Below are 23,836 nucleotides of genomic sequence, written 5' to 3' on the forward strand. Positions count from 1 at the left end.
GCACAACCAGATCCGACGGGTGTGCCCCGCGCCACGGCGTGGAGGGGGACCGGACCGCCCCGCCGCGGCGAAGGCGGGCGGCCTCCGCCGCCGGTCGCGCCCGCGCTCCGGTGGCGACCCACCGGGTGCCGGGAGGGCCTGCCCGGTGCCCTCGAACACGACCGCGGAGTCGGTGCGCGCGGTCGGTCCGGCGGCGGGGGGCGTCAGCCGAAGCGCATGCGCAGGTTCGTCACCGCGAGGTGCAGCAACGGCCTGCCCACGCGGAGCCAGCCGAGCCGCCCGCCGGGCGTGAGCCGCCAGCGCACCCGCGTCGGCCGCACCCGCGCCGAGGTGCGCAGCGCGGTGCGGTGCGCCTTCCCGTGCAGCGACTGCCACACCGACGTCCCCGCCCACACCGGCAGGCCCGGTGCCCGGAGCGGTTGCTCGTCGGCGGCGGCGATGGTCGTGTCGTCCACCAGCGCCACGGCGTCGAGCGGGCCGGCGGAGAGCGTGAAGTCCGCCAACTCCTTGGGGATGCCCCACATCGCCCGCGCGCCCTGCTGCGACCGGGTGTCGTCGACCCAGATGTCCGTGATGGACAGTCCCGGCCGGAACCCGCGCCGCACCACCACGGCCGTCATCAGCTCGTGGTAGGAGAGCAGTCCGGGCGGGCGGTAGTCGACGAACGCCGACACCACGAGCACGCGGCCGAACAGGGACAGCGGCACGACGCCGCCCGGCAACCGCAGGGTCGTCGCCGAACGTGGTGCCGTCCACACCGTGAGCCAGCCCTGGCCGCACAGGTTCCACGGCGCCGGGGGGAAGTCAGCGGACATCGGTCACCTCGCCCGCGGACCGCAGCGCCGCCGGCGCCCCCGCCGGAACCGCCGGCCGGTGCGGTGCCACGGCGCTGAGCCGGGCGTAGGTCGCTCCGAGCGGGGGCCGCGGGTCCGGTTCACCCTTGTTGGGCCACAACGACATCGCGCGCTCGGCGAGCGCGGTGATCGTCAGCGCCGGGTTCACGCCGAGGTTCGCCGGGATCGCGGAGCCGTCCACCACGTGCAGCCCGGGGTGGCCGTGGACGCGGTGGTACGGGTCGACGACGCCGGTGGCGGGGGAGTCGCCGATCACGCAGCCGCCGATCAGGTGGCCTGTCAGCGGGACGTCCGCCAGGTCGTTCCACGCGCCCCGCGCGACGCCGCCGGCGCGGGCCGCGAGCCGGCGGGCCACCTCGTGCCCGGCCGGGATCCACGACGGGTTCGGCGCGCCCTCGCCCTGCCGGGTCGTCAGGCGACCCCGCCGCAACGACGTGGTGAGCGAGTTGTCCAGGCTCTGCATCACCAGCAACGCTATCGTCTCCTCCGACCACCTGCGCGGCGAGTGCATCCGCAGGGCCGTGCGGTACTCGGCCCGCAGCTGGGCCAGACCGCGGCGCAACCGGCCGGGTCCGCCGTCCACGAGCGTGGTCATCAGCAGGCCCATCAGGTTGCTGCCGCGCCCGTAGCGGACCACCTCGACGTGCGTGTCGGCGTCCGGGTGGATCGACGACGTGATCGAGATGCCGAGCGAGTTGTCGATCCGCCCACCCGGCACCCGCACCGCCACGACCGCCTCGGAGTTCGTGCGGCACAACGCTCCCAGCCGCGGCGACAGCCCGGGCAGACCACCGCCGGCGCGGATGCGGTGCAGCAGCTGCTGCGTGCCCAGCGACGCCGCCGAGAACACCACCTGGCCGGCGGTGAAGATCCGCTCCGCCCGCCCGCCGGTCCGCCGCGTGCGCACCGCGTACCCGCCGCCGGGACGGGGCCGCACGTCCGTGACCGTCGTCAACGGCCACACCCGCGCACCGGCCTGCTCGGCCAGGTGCAGGTAGTTCTTCGGCAGCGTGTTCTTCGCGCCGTGCCGGCAGCCGGTCATGCACGCGCCGCAGGCGGTGCACCCGGTGCGACGCGGCCCGGCACCGCCGAAGAACGGTTCCTCGCCGTCGGGTCCGAAGTGGACACCCACTCGGGACGGGCGGTGGGTCGACGGCACCCCGAGCTCGACGGCGACCTCGCGCAGCAACCGGTCGGCGGCGGTGCGGCAGGGGTTCTCCACCACCCCCAGCACCCGGCTCGCCTGGTCGTAGTGCGGCGCGAGCTCGGCCCGCCAGTCGGTGACGTGCGCCCAGCGCGGGTCGCGGAAGAACGCCTCGCCCGGCTCGTACAGGGTGTTCGCGTACACCAGCGACCCGCCGCCGACCCCGGCGCCGCTGAGCACCAGCACGTCGCGCAACGGCGTGATCCGCTGGATGCCCGTGCACCCCAGCCGCGGCGCGAACAGGTAGTCGCGCAGCTGCCAGGACGTGCGCGGGAACTCGTCGTCGGCGAACCGGCGCCCCGCCTCCAGCACGCCGACCCGGTAGCCCTTCTCGGTCAGCCGCAGGGCGGTCACCGCGCCACCGAACCCCGACCCGACCACCAGCACGTCGTGGTCCACGGCGTCACACCCCTTCCGCTGCCAGGTCACCGGTGTGCGTCAGCACGTGGTCGCCCAGCCGCAGCTCTGCGGTGCGCCGCAGGTACTCCCGCGTGCTGCCGGGCCAGTTCGTCGTGACGGACCCGTCGCCGGCGCGGTACCACGACCCGCAGCCGCTCCACAGCCCGCCGGTCAGCCGCGCCCGCATCTCCGCGTCGAACGCGTCGGCGACCCCGGGCCGCACCTCCAGCGCCGCCGTACCGGTGTGCGCGAGGTGGCGCACCGCGGCCACGACGTAACGGCACTGCGCCTCGATCATCGTGATCACCGAGCTGCCGCCGAGGTTCGTGTTCGGCCCGTACACCAGGAAGAAGCTCGGGAAACCGGGCACCGACAGGCCCAGGTGCGCCCGCGGCCGCCCGCCCCACACCCCGGCGAGCTCCCGGCCCCGCCTGCCGGTGACGCGCATCGGCAGGGCGAAGTCGGCGACGGTGAACCCGGTGCCCCAGATCAGCACGTCCGCGGCGTGCTCGCGGCCGTCAGCGGTGCGCACGCCCCGCGCCGTGACCTCGGCGATCGGCTCGGTCACCACGTCGACGTTCGCGGCGGTGAGCGCGGGGTACCAGTCGTTGCTGAACAGCACTCGCTTGCAGCCCACCGGGGTGGTCGGCCGCAGCCGTTCGCGCAACGCCCGGTCCCGCACCCGCACCCGCAGGTGGGCGGCCGCGAGACCGGCGACCAGGCCGCGGGAGAACCGGCCGGAGTGCAGCAACCCGGTCAACGCCTCGCCCGCGAGCCACACCCCGCCGCGCGCGGCCCGTGCCGCCAGCGGACAGGCCCGGCCGCGCAGCCGCCCGTCGGGCTTGGGCAGCACGTGCGGGGCGGTGCGCTGGAAGACGGTCAGGTGGTCTGCCCGCGGCTGGATCCGCGGCACGAACTGCGCCGCGCTCGCCCCGGTGCCCACCACCGCGACGCGCGTGCCGCGCAGGTCCACGTCGTGCCGCCACCGGGCGCTGTGGAACACCGGGCCGCCGAACAGGTCGAGACCGGGCAGCACCGGCACCGCCGGCCGGTTCAGCTGGCCGACCGCCGACACCAGCACGTCGGCCTCCAGCACCTCGCCGTCGGCGAGCTCCACCCGCCACCGGTGCCGTGCCTCGTCGAACGTCGCGGCCACGACCCGCGCACCGAACCGGATCCGGTCGCGCACGACCGCCGCCGCCCGCCGCAGGTAGTCCAGGACGTCGGGCTGGGCGGCGTAGCGGCGCGGCCACGACGGGTCGGGGAAGAAGGAGTACGAGTACAGCGAGGACGGCACGTCACACGCGGCGCCCGGATAGGTGTTGTCCCGCCAGACGCCGCCGACCTCGTCGGCCCGCTCCAGCACGGTCACCCGGTCGGAACCGGCTCTGTGCAGCGACAACGCCACGCCCAGGCCGCCGAAACCGGCACCGATGACCACCACCTCGGGGTTTTCTCGCACGTCACCGAAGCTAGGAACAACCACCCGTTCGCACCAGGACAACACCGGCCGCGCGATTGACAATCGCGGCCATGAGGACGTTGGCCCCACCCGCGACCCGGCACTGGGACTTCCCCCGCGGCATCGCGAGCGCGGCCCTGCTGCTGCGCTTCGGCGCCGGGCAGGGCCTGTCCCGCGCGGAGCTGCTCGACGGCAGCGACCTCACCGCCGAACAGCTCGCCGACCCGGTGGCGGAGATCGGTGCCCGGCAGGAGCTGGCGGTCGTGCGCAACCTCGCCGCGCGGCTGCCGCACGCGGGGATCGCCGCGGGCCGGCACTACCACGCCACCACGTTCGGCGTGCTCGGTCACGCGTTCCTCAGCGCGGCCACCGTGCAGGACGCGGTCGACGTCGCGTTGCGCTTCCTCGACCTCAGCTTCACCTTCACCGCGCCCGCCGCCGTGCTGGACGGCGACCGGATGGTGATCACGCTCGACCCCGGCGCGCTGCCCGCCGACGTGGTGCCGTTCCTCGTCGAACGCGACCTCGCCGCCATCCACACGGTGATCGGCGAACTCCTCGCCGGTGCCGTGCCGGTGCTCTCGGTCGACCTCGCCCACCCCGCACCGGCCGACACCCGCGACCACGAGCAGGTCTTCGGCACCCGGCCGCGGTTCCGCGCACCGCACAACCGGTCCGTGGTGGACGCCTCGGTGCTCGTGCGGGCGTTGCCGCTGGCCAGCCCGGAGGCCACGGCGCTGTGCGAACGGCAATGCGAGGACCTCGCCGCCCGCCGCCGCAGGACGCCGGGCATCGCGCGGGACGTCCGCCGGCTGCTGGAGGGCTCCGCCCGGTTCGAGGAGACCATGCCGGTCGTGGCGCGCGCCCTCGGCGTCAGCCCGCGCACGCTGCGGCGCAGGCTGACCGAGTCCGGAACCAGCTACCAGGTCCTGTTCGACGAGGTCCGCGCCGAGCGCGCCGCGGTCCTGCTCACCCGCGGCGGGCTGTCGGTGGAGCAGGCGGCCGGTCAGCTCGGCTTCGCCGAGGCGGCGAGCTTCATCCACGCCTTCCGCCGCTGGTACGGCACGACACCGAGCACCTACGCCCGTTCAGCGCTCCGGCCGTGACCAGTCGCTGCGGTGGTGCAGGTTGGTCTTGGCGACGTTGCCGACCGCGGGGGCGTCTCGACCACCGTCGAGCACCAGGCCCGCTTCCGCCGCGGGTGCCCGGTACCAGCCGGAACACCCGTTGACGCACGGGTGGCTCATCTCCGTCAGCGTCATGCCGCCGTCCGCGCCCGGAACGGGTTGCATCCACGTCATCGAGCCGCTGCCCTCGCACAGCTCGCAGGTGCCGTCCACCGCTCACCGCCCCAGCAGGTGGCGCAGCGCCGGGTCGAGCCGCGGGTAGCGGAACACGTGCCCCGCCTTGGTGAGCACCGCCGGGCGCACCAGCTGGCTGGCCTGCGCCAGCTCGCGGGCACCCTGGTCGCCGAGCAGCACCTTGGGCGCGAACGACGGCACCGGCAGCAGCGCCGGCCGGTGCAGCACGTGCGCCAGCACCTCCGTGTACTCGCTGTTGCGCACCGCCTCCGGTGCCACCGCGTTGACCGGCCCCGACAACGCGGTGTCGTAGAGCGCGCGGTGGTAGACGTCCACGAGGTCGTCGATGCCGATCCACGACTGCCACACGTGCCCGTCGCCGAGCTTGCCGCCCAGCCCGGCCGCGAACAGCGGGTGGAAGATCCGCAGCGTGCCCCCGGCCGGTGACTGCACCAGCCCGGTGCGCACGGTCACCACGCGCACCCCGTCCGCCTTGCTCGCCGCCTCCCAGTCAGCGACCACGTCGGCCAGGAACCCGTCGCCGCGCTCGCTCTCCTCGGTCAGCTCCTCGTCACCGCGGTCGGGACCGTAGAACCCGATCGCCGACGCGCTGACGAACACCTCCACCCCGGCCGCCGAGGCCAGGTCCGCGAGCGCGCGGGTGGGCCCGATCCGGGACGAGCGGATCGCCGCGCGGTGGGAGTCGGTGAACCGCCCGGCGATCGACGCGCCGGCCAGGTGCACCACGGCGTCGACCCCGGCCAGCAGGTCGGGCGCGGGCCGGTCCGGGTCCCAGCGCCGTTCGCCGGGACCGTTCACCTGGCCGCGCACCAGCCTGACCACCCGGTGCCCGGCGGTGGTCAGGAACGGCCCGAGCGCGCGGCCGACCAGACCGCCGGCACCGGTCAGCGCGATCGTCCTCGGCCGGTCGCCCGCGAGCCGGGCGGCCCGCTGGGCGGCGAGGTCGGCCGCCACCTGGCGGTGCCGGTAGGCGAACGTCGACCGCAGCAGCGCGCCGGGCACCTGCGTGTCCACCCGGTCGGTCATCCGGGTGCCGTCGCCCTCGGCCCGGAACTCGTGGCTGTGCCGCCACTTCAACGCCCAGCGCAGCGGCGCCGAGTCGAGCTCGTCGACGAACCGGTGCGGCGGCGCGTACCCCGAGTGCTTCGCGCCCCAGCGCAGCCCCAGCGGGAAGCCGAGGACCGCGCGACCGCCGTCCAGCGTGCTCGCCTCGCGCACGACGCTCATCGGGTGCCACGGCGGCGTCAGCCGGTGGATGGCACCGGGGCGCTCGTGCCAGGCGAACACCTCGTCGAGCGGTGCGTCGACGACGCTGGAGTAGATCAGGGACATGCACCAACGCTAAGCAGGCCCTGCGGGATCTGCACGATGAGCGGAACCAGTCCCGCGGGGCGCCGCCCGGACCGCACCTCGTTCGACGCCGCACAACGGGCGGCAGGCGTCTCAGGCCGGGCGGAGGTGGTCCCACTCGTCGTCGTCGAAACTGCCCGACAGCACCATCTCCCGGTTCTCCGCGGGCCCGCGGGTGCCGAAGACCTCGTCGAGCCGCAGCGGCCGCCGGGTCGTCGCCGCCGTCTGCACCTCCACCCGGACGGGGACGTGCGGGTACGTCTCCTCCAGCCGCCCCAGTGCCTCCGCGGCGTTGTCGGCGATCGACCACACCCGCGGCGCCGGGACCGCGGGCAGCACGAGCAGGAACTCCGTGCGGCTCATCCGCACCGCCCGGTCCACCGGCCGCAGCTCGCGGCGCAGCAGGTCGGCGACGTTGTTCTCGGTGTGCACCGCGGCGCTCGGCCCGTGCCGGCCCTCCACGTCCTCCAGGTCCGGCACCCGGACGCGAATCAGCCCCAGCTCGACGGTGTCGGCGAAGTCCGTGCCGAGCCACGAGTCCAGCGACTCCGGCGTGTGCAGCCCGGTCCACGGGTCGCGCGCGTCGCGCACCTCGTCGGCCCGCCGCGCGGTCAGCCGCTCGACGCGGTCACGCGCACGGGCCATACCGGTGACCAGGTGCACCACCGCCGCCTCCGCCCGCCGCTCCACCTCGGTCGCGGGCGGCTCGACCGTGCTCGCCAGCACGTCGTCCAGCCGCCGGCGCACGTCGGGCGGCACCCGGTCGCCCAGCTCGTCGCGCAGCCGGACCGCCTCGGCGTAGGCCTCCTCGCGCCGGAACCCCCAGCGGCCGTGGAAGAGCCGCGCCGGCTCCAGCGAGGTGCCGTCGAGGGCCACCTCGCCGAGGTCGGTCGCCACGACGCTCGCACCGAACCGCGCCGACAGCACCACCACCGACCACTCGGCGGCCAGCTCCTCGTCCTTGCGCAGCAGCACCGGCGTGACCCTCGCCGGAAGGTCCGGCCTGCGGTCGGCGACCATGCCCACGACCGTGACCTCCGCCAGCCCGGCGATGCGGCGGTAGACCTCGCTCTCGCGTTCGAAGTAGGGCAGCCGCTGGAACATCGCGATCACCAGCAGCGGTTCGGAGCCGTCGCCCGCGAGCGCGGCCCGTTCCACGGCGTGCGAGGCGATCACCAGCGTGCGCTTGGTCAGCAGTCCCGCCCTGGCGTCCCGTGCTGACGCGTTCACCCACCTGCTCCTGTCGTCGTGGCCCACCTCGGCGGCACTTCGAACCTAGTTCGGGCGCCCCTCCCGGCAGAACTGCACGAACGGGTGACGTCCGGCCGTTGTGCGGGCCGGGCACCGGACCCCGACGATGGAGGTGCAGCGGTTCGCCGAGCGGGGAGGAAGGCAGTGCTGACGACCACGAGGACCGGTACCGGGCTCGGGTGGCGGGTGCTGCTCGCCGTGCTGGCGGCCGGGCAGGTCGTGAGCCCGTTCGTCGTCACCGCGCTGGGCGGCGGGGAGTTCCGCACGTCCGACCGCGCGGGGGAGCCGCCGATCGTGCCCGCCGGGTACGCCTTCTCCATCTGGGGCCTGGTCGAGGCCCTGTGCCTGGGGTACGCGGTGTGGGCGCTGGTCACGAAGGCACCGGGCGGTGAGCTGCGCGACCGGCTGGCGCGTCCGCTGGCGGTGGTGTTCGCCGGGTTCACGGTCTGGCTCGTCGCGGCCGAGGTGGAACCGGTGTGGTCGACCGTGGCCGTGTTCGTCGTGATGGTCGTGTTCCTGCTCAAGGCGTTGCGGCTCGCGCTCGCCCACCGCGCCGAGATCGCGCGCTGGCACCGGTCACCGCGGCTGCTGCTGTGGACCATGCTCGGCGTCTGCACCGGCTGGAGCACCGTGGCGATCTGGGTCAACCTCACCACGGCGCTCACCGGGAGCGGGGCGCCGATCGACGGCACCGCCGGTGTCGCCGGCCAGGTCGCGGTCCTCGCCGGTGCGACGGCGACCGCGGTGGCGTTGCTGTGGCGCACCTCCGGGCTGCTGTCCTACGGCCTCGCCGTGGCCTGGGCGCTCGTCGCGGTGGTCATCGCCGCGGCCGACGCCGGACAGCCCGCGCTGGCGGTGGTCGCGGCCGCGGCGCTGGTGCTCGTGGCCGCCGCGACCGCGTGGTTCCGCATGCGCCGCACCGCCGCGGCGTGACCGTCAGCTCAGATCGCCCCGCCTCGTGCCGGTGCCGTCGGTGAGAACGCCGAGCGTGGCCGCACCGTCGTGGAGCCACACCCGCTAGAGCCCTTCCGGTGCGTCTCCCGGCCCAGTCCGGCCATCTCGCGCGGCGAGCCCGGACCGGCACGCCGCACAGGTGCGCAGGTGGTCCTCAGTCGACCCGCCCGCCGCCCAGGGGGTGTGTTCCACGCGGCCGCGCATCGAAAGCACTCCGTCCGGCGTCGTGTGGAACCGGGCGCCGTGGGTACGACTGACAAGGCCGCCGCAGGCGTACCTGATGCGAGCTCCTCCGGGGATCGCCGCAGTGACGCACAAGACACGAACCCGATCGGTCCCCGTGCCGAACCACTAGGAGAACGGAGGTATCGGTTGTGAACTCGCATCGAAGCGAACACCCCGTGCTGATCACCTCGGCGGCGCCGTCCTACTCCGACCAGCTCGCGGCCCGGCGGCGCCGGTACGCGGTGATGATGAGCCTGCGCATCCCGTGTTTCGTGCTGGCCGTGCTGTTCGCGAAGGTCTGGTGGCTCGCGCTCGCCCTGATCCTGCTGTCCGTGCCGCTGCCCTGGATGGCGGTGCTGATCGCCAACGACCGGCCGCCGCGCAAGTCGGAGTCGCCGGAGAAGCTCACGCCGTCCCGCAAGGCGCTCGGCGCGGGTGACGAGAGGCGGGGTGCGCTGTGATCGGGCTGACCGTCGTCGTCGGCTACGGGGACGCCGCGCTGGACGTCTTACGCCACTTGCCGTTGCGCCACGGGCACACCGAGGTCGTGGTGGTCGACCCGGACGCGGTCGCGCTCACCGGCGCGCTCGCCAACGGCGCCAGGGTCACCCGCGGCGACGGGCGCGACATCTGTGCGTTGCGGCACGCCGGGGTGCCGTTCGCGGGACGGGTGGTCGTCGCCGTGCCCGACGACCTCGACGGGTTGCAGATCACCCTGGCGGTCCGCAGCCTCAACCGGACCGCGATCATCGTCGCCGCGGTCCGCGACCCGGCCAACCAGGACCTGTTCAGCAGGTTGGGGGCCGACGAGGTGTTCGTGCGGGTCAGCTCGGCGTGACCGGTCCGGCCGCCAGCCGGCGGTAGAGGTCCGCGAACGGTTCCGCGACCGCGTCGATGGCGAACCGTTCGCGCACGGTCGCCCGCCCGGCCACCGCCACCGGTGCCGCCGCCGCGCCGAGTCCGACGACGTGGGCCAGCCCCGCACCGAGCGTGCGCGCGGTCGAGGTGTCGACGAGGAACCCGTTGCGCCCGTGGTCGAGGTAGCAGTGCATGCCACCGCGCTGCGGGCCCACCGCGAGCAGCCCGGCCTCCATCGCCTCCAGCACGGCGATGCCGAACTCCTCCTTCACGCTGGAACACGCGTAGACGTGCGGTCCGCCGGTGGCCGCCAGCTCGTGCTGCAACCGCCGGACGTCGTCGTTGGACCACGCGGGCAGGACCGCGATCCGGCCGCGTGCCGACGGCGTGGACTCGGCCAGCGCCAGCACTTCGTCGAGCACGGCCTGTTCGTCCGGCGTCCGGTCGGTGCGGGAACCACCGATGACCACCAGCGCGGTCCGCTCGTGCAGACCCGCCTCCAGCCACGCCCGCACCAGCAGCGGCTGCTGCTTCATCGGGTGCAGCCGCCCCACGTTGAGCAGCACCGGCAACCTGGCGGCCGAGTCGTCGAGCCGGGGGAGCGCGGACGGCCCGAACAGCTCGGCGACCAGCGAGCGGCCCACCGGTGCCGGTGGTGGCGCGATGCCCTCCTCCAACGCGCACAACGCCGTCGCGTCCAGCTGCGGGAAGTGCGCCAGGACCTCGTCCTGCCGGCCTCCGATGGTGATCACCTGGTCCGCGCGTGCGACGAGGTGGTCGGCGGCCCGCACCCGGTGCAGGTCGAACCGCATCGCCGCCACGTCCGCGGTGCCGTCGAGGTGGCGTTCGGCGAGGTGGCGGTGCGGGTCCGGGGTCACGGTGAACACGAGCCGCGCCCCGAGCAGCCGCGCGGCGTCGGCCACGGCGAGGGACCCGTCGTCGGAGTAGCGGACGTGCACGACGTCCGGCGCCAGACCGCACCGCAGCAGCAACCGGCTGAGCCACCACGTGATCCCGGCCCGGTGGCGGGCCATGTCCGGCTGGGCGAGCGCGACCGGCGAGTCGACCGGGACGTGCACCGTCCAGTGGTCGAGCCCGGCGTGCCGCGTCACCGTCACCGCCGTCGGTTCCGGCGCCAGCACGACGGTGACGACCCGGCCGACGTCCGGCCGCCGCACCAGCGCGTCCGCCAGTGACGACAGGAACACGGTGAGCCCACCGCTCGCGCCCTCGCCCGGCCGAGCCGTGCCGCCGATGAGCATCGACTGGGCGATGACCGGCCCGTCCGCCGGCGGTGCCACCGGCAGCGCGAGGTCGTCGTGCAGCAGGTCGAGCATCAGCTTCTCGTAGGGGGACCGCGGAGAGGCGTCGACCGGCTCGCCCAGCGCGTCCAGGTACCGCCACAGCGCCGGGCCGCGGAGGAGCGCCCGTGCCTCGTCGGGGGTCAGCGGGGTGAGGCGGTGCAGCGTGGCGGCGTCGAGCAGCCACGTGCCGAGCTCGCTGTCCTGAGTGGACCGCAACGCGTGCCGCAGTCGCTCGGTCACGGCCGCTGCGCCGTGTGCCCGCACGATCGCGGGGAGTTGTTCGCACAGCAGGGAGAAGGAGGCCGGGTCGCTCGTCAGTGCCGCGACCACGGACTCGGGGGCCGGCGCCGCAGCGGTGTTCTGCCGGGCTTCCAGCGCTCGCTGAACCTCTGGATGTGTCCGCACACCCGGTGTTCGAACCGGGAGGCGCGTTCGGATCGAACAACTTCCGAGTTCTGCCAAGGAGGAGGAGCCAGGTGCCGCGCTTTGTCGTTGTGAGTCCCCCTTTCCGCTCGCACGCCCAGCCCATGTCGGTGTTCGCCACCGCGCTGGCCGCGGCTGGTGCCCGTGAGGTGACGTTCGCCTGTGGCGCGGAGTTCGCCGACCTGGCACGCGATGTTCGTTTCGCGGCAATGAGGACGACCCGCGAGTCGAACAGCGGCATCGCCGAGAGGACCGCGCAGGACGCCCGCGCGGCCCGTGGTGTGACCGACTTCCTCGAAGCCACGAAAGGAGGTGCGGTTGCGGTCCTGCTCGCGCAGACCCGGCGGCGCAGGACGGAGCCGCTGACCGCGCCCGCCCAAGTGCTGCAGGACATCCGCGCACTGCACCAGGATGTGCGACCGGACTTCTACGTCGTCGACCAGATCGACTACGCGACCACGCTCGCGTTGCACGCGCTCGACCTGCCGTTCGTGTCCTACGTCACCGGGCACCCGACCTACCTCGTCACGCGCGACGACCAGTTCTTCGGCCTGCCGCAGCTGTGGCCGTCCGCGGTGCGCCCGTCACCGGCCGAACTCGCCGAGCTGGCAACAGAAGTGCGGCTCACCGACCGCGCCCTCACCGCCGCGTTCGCCGAGTTCCTGGCCGAGCACGCACCGTCCCGGCCGGTGCCGCCCCGCGCGTTCGCCTCGACCTCCTCCCACGCCGCCGTCGTGAACTACCCGCACCTGCCTTGGCTTCCGCCGCTGCCGTCACCGCAACAGCAGGTGTTCCTCGGCCACTGCACCACCCCCGAACCGCTCGACGACACCTGGCTCGCCCGCGTCCGCGGCCGCCGCGTCCTGCTCGTCGCGCTGGGCACGTTCCTGTCCGCACGCCACGACGTGCTGCGCACGGTGGTCCGCGGCGCCCTGCAGGTCCCGGACCTGACCGTGGTGGTCGCCGCCGGTGGCCGCGTCGCCGAACTCGCTGACCTGGCAACGGATCCACGCGTGGTCGTCGAGTCCGTGGTCCCGCAGCGCGCGTTGCTGCCGCACGTCGCCGCGATGGTCCACCACGGCGGCAACAACTCGTTCACCGAATGCCTGCAGGCGGGGGTTCCCGCGGTGGTGCTGCCGTTCTCCAGCGACCAGTTCTGCATCGCCCACGACGCGGAACGGGCGGGCGCGGGCGTGTGCCTCGACCCCAACGCCGCCACCCCCGAGGACGTGACGAAGGCGCTGCTGTCGGTGCTGGACCAGCCCGAGCCGTTCGCCTCCCTGCGCGCCGCGGTCCGCGCGGCCGGTCCGGACCGCGGCGCCGCACAGCTGCTGGAGGTCCTGGCGCGTCATCGCTCGTCCGCGAGCCGCGCGGCGGCCCCACGGCCGGACCACGGCTCGCACCGGTGACAAGACACGCCTCGGCGTCCATGCGGTCCATGGTTGCCCGGCCCTGCCAGGCCTGCACGATGAGCGTCGTGTGATCCCAGGTTGCGGGTTCCGCGTGTCCGAGGAGTCGCGTTGTCCCGCTCCACCAGCCAGGCGGTCCCTCCACGCACCAGATCCGCGCCGAGGGCGGCGCTCGGGGGCGTGTCGGTGAGGGGCGACGTGGTGGCGATGGCGTACCTGCGGCGGTCAGACCTCCGGCAACAGGGTTGCGCCGCCGGGGTAGTGGTCCTTCCACCTGTGGAGGATCATCCGCGCCTGGAACAGGTCGTCGTGCTCGTACAGGTGGGAGGACGGCAGGAGTTCGTCGTCGGTCGGAAGCGAGGTCCGCATCCCCCACCGCTCGACGAGCGTGCGACCGTCGGGCTGGAGGTACCTCTTCTCGCTCCAGCCCGAGGTCTCGGTGAAGCTCTTGTGCTCGTCGCGCACCGGCCATCCGAGGGTGATCACCGGGTTCCGGCGCCGGTCCCACCAGGAGCCGTCGTTGTTGGGGCGCGTTCGCGGCGGTATGCGCGTGATCTGGAGCGCTCTGAGCAAGCGCGCACCGTCGACCGGCCCAGGCCGCATCACGAGTGTCTCGCCGTCCAGGCCCGGACGAGTCGTGAGCCAGGTGGCGAGGGCCAGCGGGTCCATCAGCGGAAGTGCCAGGTACTGCCGCTGTCGTTCCTGTTCCTGCAGCTTGCGAGCCGCTTCCAGCGCGGGCGCGGCCGCTTTCCGCTCTTCGCTGTCCGCGACGGCGCACGAGGTGCACAGCAACGGGTCCGCGTAGATCGGAGCATGGCGGCTGCACAGGGGTCTTCGGCACCGAACGCACGCCCCGATCGCTCTGATGCCGCACTGGCACGACTCGGGTTGAACGTTGATGCCGCCGTGGACGACGCCGGCCTGCAGCGCGGTCCCGTAGTTCGTGCCCGAGAAGTTGTTCCCGGTGACTTGTCGCGCGTGCTGCTGGGGAGATGTCCCGGTGCGGTTCGGTTCCTCGGGTTCGGCAGCGCTCAACGGGCCACTCCGCTCTCGCTCGGATTCGCCTGGCTCGATCTGGATCGGAGGCACGGCATGCGTCGTTACCTCCGCCCGTCATGCAGGCCTGAGCCCACCTCACCAGATTCCGCAGGTAGTCAGCCACGGGAGCTTTCGATGGTCGAACAACGCGCAACCGACTGCGTCGTCGCCGGCGGTGGGCCGGCCGGTGTGGTGCTCGCCTACCTGCTGGCCCGCGCCGGGCTGAGGGTCGTGCTGCTGGAGGCGAAGAAGGACTTCAACCGCCGGTTCCGCGGCGACACGCTCGCCCCGGCGGTGCTCGACTACCTCGACGAGCTCGGGCTGGCCGACGAGCTGCTGCGGACCATCCCGCACACCACGGCCCGCACGTTCGACTGGCACACGGCGAAGAAGACGTACACGATTGCCCGCTACGACAAGACCAGCGCCAAGTACCCGTACTACGCGCTGATCCCGCAGGCGTTGTTCCTGCCGCACATGGTCGGGCTCGCGAGCGCCTACGACGGCTTCGAGGTGCGCATGCAGGCCAAGGTGAGCCAGCTGCTGCGCGACGACACCGGACGCGTGTGCGGTGTGCAGTACGCCGACGCCGACGGACGGCACGAGCTGCGGGCCCGGCTCGTGGTGGCCGCAGACGGGCGCAACTCCAGGGTGCGGGTGCTCGCCGAGGCGCGGACCATCGAGCTGGGGGCGAGCCTCGACCTGCTGTGGCGGGAGTTCCCGCGCCGCGGCGGCGATCCGGCGTTGTCGGGGTTGCAGCTGTTCGGGCACCGGCTGGGCACCATCGCCGTGCTCAACCAGCTCGACCGGTGGCAGGTCGGGTTCACCATCGAGGCCGGCTCGTTCCCCCGGTTCCGGGAGGAGGGGGCCGGGCCGGTCGTGGCGGCGTTGCGGGAGAGCCTGCCGTGGCTGGGCGACCGGGTCGACGCCGTCGCCGATCCGGGGGAGTTCACGCTGCTGCCGGTCCGGATCACGGCGGTCGACCGCTGGTACCGGCCGGGGGTGCTGCTCATCGGCGACGCGGCGCACGTCATCTCGCCGGTCGGGGGCAACGGCATCAACTTCGCCATCTGCGACGCCGCCGAGACCGCGAACCAGGTCGTGCCGGTGCTGCTCGACGGCGGGACTGATGCCGAGCTCGACGCGGCCTGCGCCGAGGTGGAGGTGCGGCGGCGGCCGCCGGTGCAGGCCGAGCAGGAACGGCAGGTGCGCATCGAGCAGAGCAGTGCCAAGCGGTTGCGGCGCGGGCTCGACGGGCCGGCGCCGGTGCTGCGGCTGGTCGCCGCGGTCAAGCCGCTCGCCACCCTGTTCGGGTCGCTCAACGCCAGGCACGTCATGGCGCCGTCCGACGTCGTCCTGCGCCGCGAGGTGCCGGTGCGCGACTGACGGTGTCGCCGAGCGGCGCGCGTGGTCGTAGGCGGCGGTGGTGCGTGTGCTGTGAGCGGCCAAGCGCTTGCGCAGCAACCACGCCGACACCAAGTCACAGCAGCACCCGCGACGCGCGCGGCACCGGTGACCGAGGGGTCCTGTGTGGACCGTGCGCCGTGACCGGGCAGGTCCTGCGTGAGCGTGCGGTACCCGGCCTCGGTGAACGCGGGCAGCACCGGGAAACCCGGTCAGGCCTTGCGGACGGAGCTGAGCAGCTCGTGCACGACCTCGCGCAGCTTGGTGTTCTGCTCCTGGGAACGCTTCACCAGCAACGCGAACGCCTCGTCCGCACTGCACCCGTGCAACGCCATCAGCATGCCCTTGGCCTGGTCGATCTCGGCGCGGGAGAACAGCGCCGTCTCCAGCTGCGTGACCCTGGAACGGGTGTCGTGCCACAGCCGGGCGTTGGTGATCGCCGCGCACGCGGCAGTGGTGAACAGCCGCACCACCCCTTCGTCGAACGGGTCGAACGCGCTCGCCGTGGCGCTGTAGATGTTCAGCGAGCCGAGCAGCTCGTCGCCGTTCGTGCTCGTCACCAGCATCGGCACGGCCAGGTGGGCGCTGATGCCCAGGCGGTGCGCCGCCTCCTCGAACTCCGGCCACACCTGCTCGTGCTCACCCACCACCGCGCGGACGGTCTCACGGGCGTGCGCGGCCTGCAGGCACGGACCGCGTCCGGCGGCGTACTGGGCCTGGTCGATCTCGGCGAGGTGCTCGTCGGTCGCGGCCTCGGTGTGGCTGCCGCTGTCGGTCACCACGGTGATCGTGACGCCGTCGGCGTCGTGGAAGGCCTGGACGGCGCTGTGCGCCACGCGGTCGAGGACGGCGCCGAGCGGCTCGGCGAGCGCGAAGACGTCGCGCAGCGCCTCCAGCGCGACGGTGGCCTCGTCCAGCCGTTCCAGCGTGCCGGGCCGGCCGACGAGCAGCGACTCCTGCTCGCCGCCTGCGCCGGGCTCCTCGGGTCTTCCCATGTTCGGCCACTCCCTGTCGGCGCCACCGGAGGTGGCTGTGATCCACCGAACCGGATAGTAGCGCCGTTCGTACCAGGTGGGACCCCGCGGAGCCGTGCGCTACCGCCTGCGGGTGACGACCCCCGACAGCGTGCCAGCGACGACGGCGGCCACCAGGAACCACGCCGGCCTGCGCGTCACCACATCCCCCTGTGCCAGGTCAGGAAACCGGGGACTCCGTCTTGAACCGGTCGCGGCGCAACGCCGGACTCGGCAGCGCCGTCGCCTCCGCGAGCCCCGCGAGCTGCTCCCGCGCACACGCCGCACTGGACTTGCGCGGCACCCACCCGAGCTCGGTGCGCGCCCGTGCGGTGTCGACGAGCGGCGAACGCGTGCCGACGTCGAACCAGCCCGGCGACATCCGCAGCACCCGCAGCCGCCACAGCAGGCTCACCAGTGCACGAGCGATGCCCGGCCGCACCGGCACAGCGCGCGCACCGGCGGTGGAAGCCAGGTCGGTGACGTCGAGGGTGTCGGCGGCGATGTTGAACGGCCCGCGGGCACGGGTCTTCAGAATCCGCACGATCGCGTCACCCACGTCGTCGGCGTCCACCAGCTGCACCCGCAGCGAGGACGGCAGCGGCAGCAGCGGCAGCTTCCCCCTGCGCAGCAACCCGAACAGCTGCCGCGGCACGACCGGGTCGAGGAACAGCGCCAGGAAGCTCGCCGACGCACCGGCCTGCGCCACCAGCGCCGGCCGCACGAGCGCCACCGCGATGTCCGGGTTCTCCTGCGCGAACCGGGCGACCTCGCTCTCCACTTCGGACTTCCCCGCGCCGTAGCTGGAACCGGGAATGCCCGTCGTGGCGGCACTTTCGTCCACCGGTGCCGGCGCGGGCGCGTAGGCCGCGATCGAGGACCCGTGCACGACCTGCCGCACACCGGCCCGCCGCGCCGCCCTGAGCACCGCTGTGGTGCCTTTGAAATTGGTGCGCTGCAAGCGTTCGCCATCGCGCACCGGCTGGAACATCCACGCGAGGTGCACGACGGCGTCGGCGCCGCGCATCGCCTCCTCCAGCACGTCCGGCGCCGAGTCGCCGGCCAGGTCGCACGCCACCCAGCGGACCGCGGCGTAGGGTGCGACGGCATCCGGTGGCCTGCGGCAGACGCCGATCACCTCGTGGTGGGTGCTGTCGGCGGCCAACGCGCGCACCAGCCCGGTGCCCACGTTCCCCGACGCACCGGTGATCACGACCTTCACGATCGACCTCGATCCGCCTCGGCGTCCACTTCCGTCCTACGGCGTGTACCCGTGCGACCTCCCGGTATGCGCCACCACCTCGTCCGGGTGCGAATCCCGCGCGCCGTCCAGCACGGCGACCGCCCAGGACGACTCCGGCCCGCTCTCGACCGGCACCTCCACCAGGCCCTCCCCGCTCACGGCCGGGCTCACCCCGGTCTCACGGGCCCGTTCGGACAGCTCCCGCAGGTTCGCGCCGACCGCCGTGTAGAACCGGTGCTGCGCGCCCCGGCCGAACACCGCCCACCCCAGCCGCACCAGCGGGTGCGCCCGCGGGTTCACCTGGTTGTAGCTGTTCACCTCCAGGGTGACCACACCGGACTCCAGGTGCTTGACCACGCGGTAGTCGACCCGTCCCCGTTCGAGGTGCCCCTGCAGCGTCTCGTAGCTCCAGCCCCAGCTGTACCGCACACCGTCCTCGTCGAACGCCGTCTCGGTGATCCGCACGCCCATCAGGAACCGGGCGAACGCGAACCGGCCCACGAGCAGCAGGTTGCGCCCGAGCAGCGGCTCCTCGGGCACGTAGTGCGCGCGCAGGAGCTTCTTCGGCGTGAACGTGTACGCACCCAGCTCACGGCAGGCGTGCCACCACAGCGACCCCTCCTCCGGCCGTCCCGCCGGGTCCTGCCCGAGCACGAACCGGTGGTGGTCGAAGTGCCAGGCGGACGCCCGGATCTCGGCCGGGTCGTAGTTGAGGCTCTTCTCCCGCAACCCGAGCACGACCTCGCGCACCGGCACGTTCCCCGCCCGCATCAGGCGCATCGTGGGCATCTCCTCGGCTCGTCCTGGTCGGCCGGACGCCTGCGGGTACCCGCTGCCCGCCGAACGACTCGGCTTCGCGCCAGCGGGTGCACCGGCTACCGTCGAAGATCCACACCCGAGCCCGGAGGACACCCGTCGTGGACGACCTGCTGGAGATCGCCGCCGCCCTGCTGCCCGGCGTCAACCTCGACCGGGCCGTCCTCGCGACCGAGGGCAACGTCCACCGCGTGCTGCTGGTCCCCGGCACCGCCGCCGTCCGCGTCAGCAAGCGTCCGCTGGCCGCGGCCACCATGCCCCGGCGCGTCGCCGTGCTGCACGCGCTGGCCGCCGCCGACCTGCCGTTCCAGGTCCCGGTGCCGCTGACGCCGGTCACCCCGTTCGGCGATCAGACCGCGGTCGCCGTGTCGTGGCTCGACGGCACCCCGCTGCCGAAGGGCGAGGGCTCACCCGACCAGGTCGCCGAGGTGCTGGAGGCCGTCCGCTCCGTACCGCTCGACGCCGGCCTGCTGGCCGCGGTCGACGGCCGCGCCGAAGGCAGGCACTGGTCGGACGTCATCGGCACCGACGTCGTGCCCCGCCTGCCTCGGCGCTGGCAGGCCGAGGTCTTGCGCCGCCTGGACGCCGCACTGGCCCTCGACCCCGTCCCCGACGCCCTGGTGCACGGCGACCTCGGCGGCGGCAACGTCCACTGGTCGGCCGACGGCAAGCTCCTCGGCGTCCTCGACTGGGACACCGCCATGCCCGCCGACCCCGCGATCGACGCGGCGCTGATGGCCTGGCACGGCTGGGACACCGTGCGCAGGGCCGTGTCCGCGCAGACCTACCACCGGGCCCGCACCTGGGACGCGCTGCTCGGCGTCGGCCACCTCGTGGCGTGCATGAACGGACGGCCCATGACCAGTCCCGACGGTTTCGTCCAAGCGGTCGTGCCGTGGCTGGAGGCCGACGGTCAGCCTGCGGCGGAGTAGGGCGTCACGCCGGTGGGCTCAGCGCGGTGATCCTCCTCAGCCCGACCCGAAGGCGGTCCGGCGTGTCCTCGGCCAGCGCCGCGGTGAGCTCGTCGAGCAGGTCCCAGTAGCGCCACTTCTCCCGCCACTCCAACGGAATCGACGCAACCCGCACAGCGCACATGCGCACCGCCACCCGCGTGCGCACGACCGCGTGCTCCCCGTCGTACGCGGGTGCCTCCCACAGGCTCTCCGCCGCGGACAGTTCCGAGACCAGCGCGGCGTGCTCGTCCCGGGCAGCGCTGTGCCGGCCCTGCCTGGTGCGTTTTCCCAGCACGTGGTCCACGCTCATCTGCAAGGCGGCGGCGACCAGCGCGACGACCCCCGTCTTGACGACTTCCTTGAGCACCGACTCGCTCACGGCGAACGCGCCCGAGGCCGCCGAGGCGAGGACGACGAACCCGAGCAGGACGAACTTCGACACGAACGCCAGCAGCCGGTCGAGCAACGAGTGGTCCCGGGTGGCCACCACCTGCCGCAACTGGCCGCGCAGCCACCTGATCTGCTCCAGCGCCCGCTGCCGCTGGGCGGGACTGATGCCACCGTGCCGGGCCAGCGAGTCCAGCACGGCCGCGACCCGGTCGGGTGGCAGGTCGAGGAACTCGCCCACCTCCGCCCAGGGCAGCGCGGAGATCGCGGAGATCGCCACGAGGTGCGGCATGGCCTCCCGCACCCGTTGCCGCGACCTGCGGCGGGAGGTCTGGCGCAGGTGGTCCTCCACGCTGTCCAGCAACACGTCCAGGTCTTGGACGACCCCGACGAGCGCGGTGGCCGCGAGCCGCAGGTCACCGGAGGCCCGCGCCGCCGCGCGCTCTTCCTCGTGGTGCAGCAGCAGTTCGAGCACGGGTGGCGCAGCGGCAGCCGGCTCCTCCTTCTGCCGCAGCGGCCGTGCGGCGACCCTGTCGTCCGCGGGAGGTGCGGGGAGCTGCTCCGCCGCCTGCCGCGCCTGGGCGACCACCGACGTGTCCTCCTGCCGCTTCTCGCGGTGGAAACCGTCGTCGCGCCGGAACGGGGTGGAGTAGCTCATCGCGCTCCTCTCACAGCACGCCCAGCCTACTGACCGGTGCTCCGGTTCGGAGGCGAACGATCGTTCCGGGGCATCCACCTGACGGGGACGTCCCCCACCACTCGGGGGGTCCCCTTACCCCCTGAGGTGTACCGCTCTTCAGACCGCGGACCGATGTGCGCGCAGCGGCCGCTCCGGTGAACTGTCCGCAAGTCCACCGTCGAGCCACCGCGCCGACGCCTGCCGCGGGAGAGTTCATGGCCTTCTTGACCGACGCCCTCGAAGGCCTGGCCGGTCTGCCGCAGCCCGCCGTGCTGGCGGTGACCGGTGCGCTCACGCTGGCCGAGTGCACGCTCGGCGTGGGGTTCCTCGCGCCGGGGGAGACCGCGTTGCTGCTCGCCTCGACGACGGTGACGAGCGTGCCCCGGTTCGCGGTGATGTGGCTGGTGGTCACGGTGTGCGCGGTGGCGGGCGACAGCATCGGCTACTACCTCGGGCGCCGCTACGGCGACCGGCTGCGCGACAGCCGGCTGGTCCGCGGGATCGGGCGGCAGCACTGGGACAAGGCGAGCGACCTGCTGCGGCGGCGCGGGGCGTGGGCGGTGTTCGTCGCCCGGTTCATGCCCGTCGTGCGGACGCTCGTGCCGGCGTCGGCGGGTGCGTCGAAGCTGGAGTACCGCAGGTTCCTGCCTGCCTCGGTCGCCGGTGCGGCGTGCTGGTCGGCGCTGCACATCGGCATCGGCTCCGCGGCGGGTGCCTCCGCGAAGTACGTCGAGTCCGTCTTCAACGGCGCGATGTGGGTGCTGCTGGGCATCGCGGTGGTGGTCGGCGCGGTCGTCGTGCTGCGCCGCTGCGGCAAGGCAGCGGCGGAACCGCGGGAGCTGGAAGAGGTCGCCTGAGCCGTCGCTCACGCCGGGGCGAGGTGCTCCCAGGCGGGGCCGGGCGTGGTGAGGCTCAGCAGGAGGGCCTCGAGGTCGACCAGCGGCTGCCGGTCGGGGTGGTGGTGCCAGGTCGGGATGGCGCTGATCCCGTCGGCCGCGGCCATGACCAGTGCGGTGACGTGCGGCGGGAGGCCGTCGGCCGCGAGGTCGCCGTGCCAGCGCAGGGTGTCGTCGCGAGCGAGGTCGATGATCTCCGGGATCGCGACCAGGTGGCTGAGCAGCGGCACCAGGTCGCGGAAGTTGCCGGGGTCCTGCGAGAAGGCGGCGCTGACCCGGACGTAGGCGCGGGTGAGGCGGCCCGGCCCGGTGTCGGCGGGGTCCACGGCGGCGAGGACGTCGGCGCGGAACCGGTCGAACAGGTCCTGGGCCAGGGCCCGCACCAGGTCGTCCTTGGTGGCGAAGTGGTGCAGGAGACCGCCCTTGGACACGCCCGCCTCCCGCGCGATGTGGTCGAGGGTGGCGGAGGTGCCGCGGGCGCGGATGCACACGCCCGCGGCGTCCAGCAGCGCGCGGCGGGTGTCCTCGGGGGTGCGCCCGGCTACACGCGGCATGGACTACTCCTCGATCGGGGCCGTGGTGGTGCCGCTCTTCCTACCGGAGGGGATCGTGCGCCAGGCGATGAGGGCGGCGATCACCGTGGTCGCCGCGGCGACCACGGACGTGACCTGCATGGCGGTGGTGAACGCCGCCCGTGCCGCCTCCAGCACGCCCGCGTTGTCGCGGACGGTGTTGACGGCCGCCGCCAGCGAGTCCTCCACGGCCGCCCGTGCCGTGCCGGTCAGGCCCGCGGGCAGCTCCAGCGCCGCCCGGTAGACCAGGCTCACCGTCGAGCCGAGCAACGCGATGCCGAGCGCGCCGCCCAGCTCGAAGGCCGTCTCGGAGATGGCCGAGGCCGCACCGGCGCGTTCGGACGGCACCGCGGAGACCACGGCGTCGGTGGTGAGCGTCATCGCCACGCCGATGCCCAGCCCCAGCGGCACCAGCGCCGCCGCCAGCCACAGGACGTGGTCGGAGCTCTCGGCGACGGCGACGAGCGCCAGGCCGAGCGCGGCGAACAGCAGGCCCGCCGCGACGGCACGGCCGGTGCCCAGCCGTGCCACCAGCACGCCGACCACCGCCACGGCCAGGATGGACGCGACCGTCGTGGGCAGCTCGACCAGCCCGGCGGCGAGCGGGCGCAGACCGCGGACGAGCTGCAGGTACTGGGAGAAGAAGAACAGCACGCCCATGAGCGCGAAGATCGCGACGAAGTTGGCCAGCACCGCTCCGCTGAACGCCCTGTTCGCGAACAGCCCCACGTCGATCAGCGGTGTCTCCAGCCGCCGCTGACGGCGGACGAACAGCACGCCCGCGGTCACCCCGGCCACCGCGGTCAGCACCGCCGCGAGGTCCACCCCGGAGCCGATGGCGTGCTTGACCGCGTACACCAGCGGCACGACCGCGGCCATCGACAGCGCGGCGGACAGCAGGTCGAACCGGCCGGGCCGCGGGTCGCGCGACTCCGGCAGCAGCACCGCGCCCGCCACCAGGAACACCAGCACCACCGGCACGTTGATCAGGAACACCGAGCCCCACCAGAAGTGCTCCAGCAACACCCCGCCGACCAGCGGCCCCAGCGCCATCCCGCCGGCAGAGGCCGCCGACCAGATCGCGATCGCCCTGGTGCGTTCGGCCTGGTCGGGGAACATGTTCCGGATGATCGACAGCGTCGACGGCATGATCGTCGCGCCCGCCACGCCCAGCAGCAGCCGTGCCGCGATCAGCATCTCCGCGTCCGGCGCGAACGCCGCCAGCGCCGACGCCGCACCGAACGCCGCGGTGCCCGCCAGCAGCACCCGCTTGCGTCCGAGCCGATCGGCCAGGGTGCCCGTCGTCACCAGCAGACCTGCCAGCGCCAGCGCGTAGACGTCGCCGATCCACAGGACCTGCGTCGAGCTCGGGGCCAGGTCGGCGGTCAGCGACGGCACCGCCAGGTACAGCACCGTGCCGTCGATGGCCAGCAGCAACATCGAGCCGACCAGCACCGCCAACGCCGCCCACCTGCGGCGATAGAGAGTCGGCGCTGTCGCCGCCGCAGGGGTGTTCTCAGGAGTCACGGACTTATTGTACCGGCTGGACGGTTTAATACCGTGGGTGTCGCCGGTCCGTTCGCCCTGACGAGTGTCAGCGGATCAGGACGAGGAACTTCAGGCGGGCCTTGCCGAACGCCACCCGCGGCAAAAGCGGTGGACGAAGAACGCGCCGGGCTTGTAGCTTCCCGGCGAACGTGATGCTGACCGAGGAGGTGAGACCCATGACCGCAACGCCGTGGGCGCTCTTCCTCCCGTCACGGCCGGGCGACTGACGCAGGTGTCGCCGGGAGCGCCTCGACCACCGAGCCACTCCCGAA

23 protein-coding genes are annotated in these 23,836 nt (G+C 73.5%); 8 read left to right on the forward strand and 15 right to left on the reverse strand.

The genetic code is table 11. The annotated features are described in order from the left end of the window. Window positions 1-203: 203 nt before the first annotated feature. From AB0A63_RS19610 to AB0A63_RS19620, 3 genes are read right to left on the reverse strand one after another with little or no spacing between them, the layout of a single operon-like run. Window positions 204-815, reverse strand: a complete 612-nt coding sequence (locus AB0A63_RS19610; RefSeq protein WP_360392999.1) for an acetoacetate decarboxylase family protein — start codon at window positions 813-815, stop codon at window positions 204-206. Continuing rightward, window positions 805-2,457: a GMC family oxidoreductase gene (locus AB0A63_RS19615; protein ID WP_360393002.1), complete on the reverse strand. Its 1,653-nt coding sequence runs from the start codon at window positions 2,455-2,457 to the stop codon at window positions 805-807. Before AB0A63_RS19615 ends, AB0A63_RS19610 begins: the two co-directional genes overlap by 11 nt. A gap of 4 nt (window positions 2,458-2,461) precedes the next feature. Beyond that, complete coding sequence (locus AB0A63_RS19620) at window positions 2,462-3,919, reverse strand: NAD(P)/FAD-dependent oxidoreductase (RefSeq protein ID WP_360393004.1); 1,458 nt, start codon at window positions 3,917-3,919, stop codon at window positions 2,462-2,464. Window positions 3,920-3,990: 71 nt separating this feature from the next. Here AB0A63_RS19620 and AB0A63_RS19625 point away from each other — a divergent pair, with 71 nt between their 5' ends. After that, complete coding sequence (locus AB0A63_RS19625) at window positions 3,991-5,025, forward strand: AraC family transcriptional regulator (RefSeq protein WP_360393006.1); 1,035 nt, start codon at window positions 3,991-3,993, stop codon at window positions 5,023-5,025. Here AB0A63_RS19625 and AB0A63_RS19630 read toward each other — a convergent pair. The 3 genes from AB0A63_RS19630 to AB0A63_RS19640 form a co-directional block, all read right to left on the reverse strand. Then, complete coding sequence (locus AB0A63_RS19630) at window positions 5,008-5,259, reverse strand: hypothetical protein (protein ID WP_360393009.1); 252 nt, start codon at window positions 5,257-5,259, stop codon at window positions 5,008-5,010. The two genes, AB0A63_RS19625 and AB0A63_RS19630, sit on opposite strands and share 18 nt — an antisense overlap. A gap of 3 nt (window positions 5,260-5,262) precedes the next feature. After that, entirely contained in the window at window positions 5,263-6,573 is a 1,311-nt protein-coding gene (locus AB0A63_RS19635; RefSeq protein ID WP_360393012.1) for a TIGR01777 family oxidoreductase, read from the reverse strand. A 111-nt stretch (window positions 6,574-6,684) separates the two neighbouring features. Beyond that, window positions 6,685-7,821 carry a DICT sensory domain-containing protein gene (locus AB0A63_RS19640; protein WP_360393015.1) on the reverse strand — a complete coding sequence of 379 codons (1,137 nt, stop codon included), beginning with the start codon at window positions 7,819-7,821 and terminating at the stop codon, window positions 6,685-6,687. Between the two features lie 165 nt (window positions 7,822-7,986). Here AB0A63_RS19640 and AB0A63_RS19645 point away from each other — a divergent pair, with 165 nt between their 5' ends. The 3 genes from AB0A63_RS19645 (at window position 7,987) to AB0A63_RS19655 (ending at window position 9,859) form a co-directional block, all read left to right on the forward strand. Beyond that, window positions 7,987-8,775, forward strand: a complete 789-nt coding sequence (locus AB0A63_RS19645; RefSeq protein ID WP_360393018.1) for a hypothetical protein — start codon at window positions 7,987-7,989, stop codon at window positions 8,773-8,775. Window positions 8,776-9,170: 395 nt separating this feature from the next. Then, on the forward strand, window positions 9,171-9,482 hold the full coding sequence (locus AB0A63_RS19650; protein ID WP_360393021.1) for a DUF3099 domain-containing protein: 312 nt from the start codon (window positions 9,171-9,173) through the stop codon (window positions 9,480-9,482). Next, window positions 9,479-9,859: an NAD-binding protein gene (locus AB0A63_RS19655; protein ID WP_360393024.1), complete on the forward strand. Its 381-nt coding sequence runs from the start codon at window positions 9,479-9,481 to the stop codon at window positions 9,857-9,859. The genes AB0A63_RS19650 and AB0A63_RS19655 overlap by 4 nt, the downstream gene beginning before the upstream one ends. Here the strand turns inward: AB0A63_RS19655 and AB0A63_RS19660 are convergent. Beyond that, window positions 9,846-11,423 (reverse strand): glycosyltransferase family 4 protein, encoded by a 1,578-nt coding sequence (locus AB0A63_RS19660; protein ID WP_360393026.1) that lies wholly within the window; start codon window positions 11,421-11,423, stop codon window positions 9,846-9,848. The genes AB0A63_RS19655 and AB0A63_RS19660 overlap by 14 nt on opposite strands. Window positions 11,424-11,710: 287 nt before the next feature. Between AB0A63_RS19660 and AB0A63_RS19665 the strand changes: the two genes are divergently transcribed. Next, window positions 11,711-13,015, forward strand: a complete 1,305-nt coding sequence (locus AB0A63_RS19665; protein WP_360393029.1) for a glycosyltransferase — start codon at window positions 11,711-11,713, stop codon at window positions 13,013-13,015. Between the two features lie 225 nt (window positions 13,016-13,240). On the opposite strand, the gene AB0A63_RS19670 is transcribed toward AB0A63_RS19665, so the two are convergent. Further along, window positions 13,241-14,050 carry a hypothetical protein gene (locus AB0A63_RS19670; RefSeq protein ID WP_360393032.1) on the reverse strand — a complete coding sequence of 270 codons (810 nt, stop codon included), beginning with the start codon at window positions 14,048-14,050 and terminating at the stop codon, window positions 13,241-13,243. 138 nt (window positions 14,051-14,188) lie between these two features. Here AB0A63_RS19670 and AB0A63_RS19675 point away from each other — a divergent pair, with 138 nt between their 5' ends. Beyond that, window positions 14,189-15,439 (forward strand): FAD-dependent monooxygenase, encoded by a 1,251-nt coding sequence (locus AB0A63_RS19675; protein WP_360393035.1) that lies wholly within the window; start codon window positions 14,189-14,191, stop codon window positions 15,437-15,439. Window positions 15,440-15,669: 230 nt separating this feature from the next. Here the strand turns inward: AB0A63_RS19675 and AB0A63_RS19680 are convergent, their stop codons facing one another. The 3 genes from AB0A63_RS19680 to AB0A63_RS19690 all read right to left on the reverse strand — a co-directional run bounded on the left by AB0A63_RS19680 (window position 15,670) and on the right by AB0A63_RS19690 (window position 18,502). Continuing rightward, entirely contained in the window at window positions 15,670-16,452 is a 783-nt protein-coding gene (locus tag AB0A63_RS19680) for an ANTAR domain-containing protein (protein ID WP_360393037.1), read from the reverse strand. 199 nt (window positions 16,453-16,651) lie between these two features. Continuing rightward, entirely contained in the window at window positions 16,652-17,692 is a 1,041-nt protein-coding gene (locus AB0A63_RS19685; RefSeq protein ID WP_360393039.1) for an NAD-dependent epimerase/dehydratase family protein, read from the reverse strand. Window positions 17,693-17,728: 36 nt separating this feature from the next. After that, the gene (locus AB0A63_RS19690) at window positions 17,729-18,502 is read right to left on the reverse strand and encodes a DUF1990 family protein (RefSeq protein ID WP_360393042.1); all 774 of its coding nucleotides are present in this window, start codon (window positions 18,500-18,502) and stop codon (window positions 17,729-17,731) included. Window positions 18,503-18,630: 128 nt separating this feature from the next. On the opposite strand from AB0A63_RS19690, the gene AB0A63_RS19695 reads away from it, so the two are divergent. Then, window positions 18,631-19,461, forward strand: coding sequence for an aminoglycoside phosphotransferase family protein (locus tag AB0A63_RS19695; RefSeq protein ID WP_360393045.1), 831 nt, complete (start codon window positions 18,631-18,633; stop codon window positions 19,459-19,461). 4 nt (window positions 19,462-19,465) lie between these two features. Here AB0A63_RS19695 and AB0A63_RS19700 read toward each other — a convergent pair whose 3' ends face one another. Further along, window positions 19,466-20,527, reverse strand: coding sequence for a hypothetical protein (locus AB0A63_RS19700; RefSeq protein WP_360393048.1), 1,062 nt, complete (start codon window positions 20,525-20,527; stop codon window positions 19,466-19,468). Between the two features lie 236 nt (window positions 20,528-20,763). On the opposite strand from AB0A63_RS19700, the gene AB0A63_RS19705 reads away from it, so the two are divergent. Then, window positions 20,764-21,405, forward strand: a complete 642-nt coding sequence (locus AB0A63_RS19705) for a DedA family protein (RefSeq protein WP_360393051.1) — start codon at window positions 20,764-20,766, stop codon at window positions 21,403-21,405. Between the two features lie 8 nt (window positions 21,406-21,413). On the opposite strand, the gene AB0A63_RS19710 is transcribed toward AB0A63_RS19705, so the two are convergent. From AB0A63_RS19710 to AB0A63_RS19720, 3 genes are all read right to left on the reverse strand, one after another. Beyond that, on the reverse strand, window positions 21,414-21,998 hold the full coding sequence (locus AB0A63_RS19710; protein ID WP_360393053.1) for a TetR/AcrR family transcriptional regulator: 585 nt from the start codon (window positions 21,996-21,998) through the stop codon (window positions 21,414-21,416). Between the two features lie 3 nt (window positions 21,999-22,001). Continuing rightward, a complete protein-coding gene (locus AB0A63_RS19715) occupies window positions 22,002-23,543 on the reverse strand; it encodes an MFS transporter (RefSeq protein ID WP_360393056.1) in 1,542 nt (513 codons plus the stop codon). A gap of 67 nt (window positions 23,544-23,610) precedes the next feature. Further along, window positions 23,611-23,742, reverse strand: coding sequence for a hypothetical protein (locus AB0A63_RS19720; protein ID WP_360393059.1), 132 nt, complete (start codon window positions 23,740-23,742; stop codon window positions 23,611-23,613). Window positions 23,743-23,836: the final 94 nt, after the last annotated feature.

Origin of the sequence: Lentzea sp. NPDC042327, assembly GCF_040647275.1 — a bacterium.
GTDB lineage: Bacteria > Actinomycetota > Actinomycetes > Mycobacteriales > Pseudonocardiaceae > Lentzea.

Bases quoted from the DNA above. Each gene is read 5' to 3' on its own strand.
- AB0A63_RS19610 (WP_360392999.1), bottom strand. From the start codon at position 815: ATGTCCGCTGACTTCCCCCCGGCGCCGTGGAACCTGTGCGGCCAGGGC.
- AB0A63_RS19625 (WP_360393006.1), top strand. From the start codon at position 3,991: ATGAGGACGTTGGCCCCACCCGCGACCCGGCACTGGGACTTCCCCCGC.
- AB0A63_RS19635 (WP_360393012.1), bottom strand. From the start codon at position 6,573: ATGTCCCTGATCTACTCCAGCGTCGTCGACGCACCGCTCGACGAGGTG.
- AB0A63_RS19665 (WP_360393029.1), top strand. From the start codon at position 11,711: ATGTCGGTGTTCGCCACCGCGCTGGCCGCGGCTGGTGCCCGTGAGGTG.
- AB0A63_RS19675 (WP_360393035.1), top strand. From the start codon at position 14,189: ATGGTCGAACAACGCGCAACCGACTGCGTCGTCGCCGGCGGTGGGCCG.
- AB0A63_RS19680 (WP_360393037.1), bottom strand. From the start codon at position 16,452: ATGGGAAGACCCGAGGAGCCCGGCGCAGGCGGCGAGCAGGAGTCGCTG.
- AB0A63_RS19690 (WP_360393042.1), bottom strand. From the start codon at position 18,502: ATGCCCACGATGCGCCTGATGCGGGCGGGGAACGTGCCGGTGCGCGAG.
- AB0A63_RS19700 (WP_360393048.1), bottom strand. From the start codon at position 20,527: ATGAGCTACTCCACCCCGTTCCGGCGCGACGACGGTTTCCACCGCGAG.
- AB0A63_RS19705 (WP_360393051.1), top strand. From the start codon at position 20,764: ATGGCCTTCTTGACCGACGCCCTCGAAGGCCTGGCCGGTCTGCCGCAG.
- AB0A63_RS19710 (WP_360393053.1), bottom strand. From the start codon at position 21,998: ATGCCGCGTGTAGCCGGGCGCACCCCCGAGGACACCCGCCGCGCGCTG.
- AB0A63_RS19720 (WP_360393059.1), bottom strand. From the start codon at position 23,742: ATGGGTCTCACCTCCTCGGTCAGCATCACGTTCGCCGGGAAGCTACAA.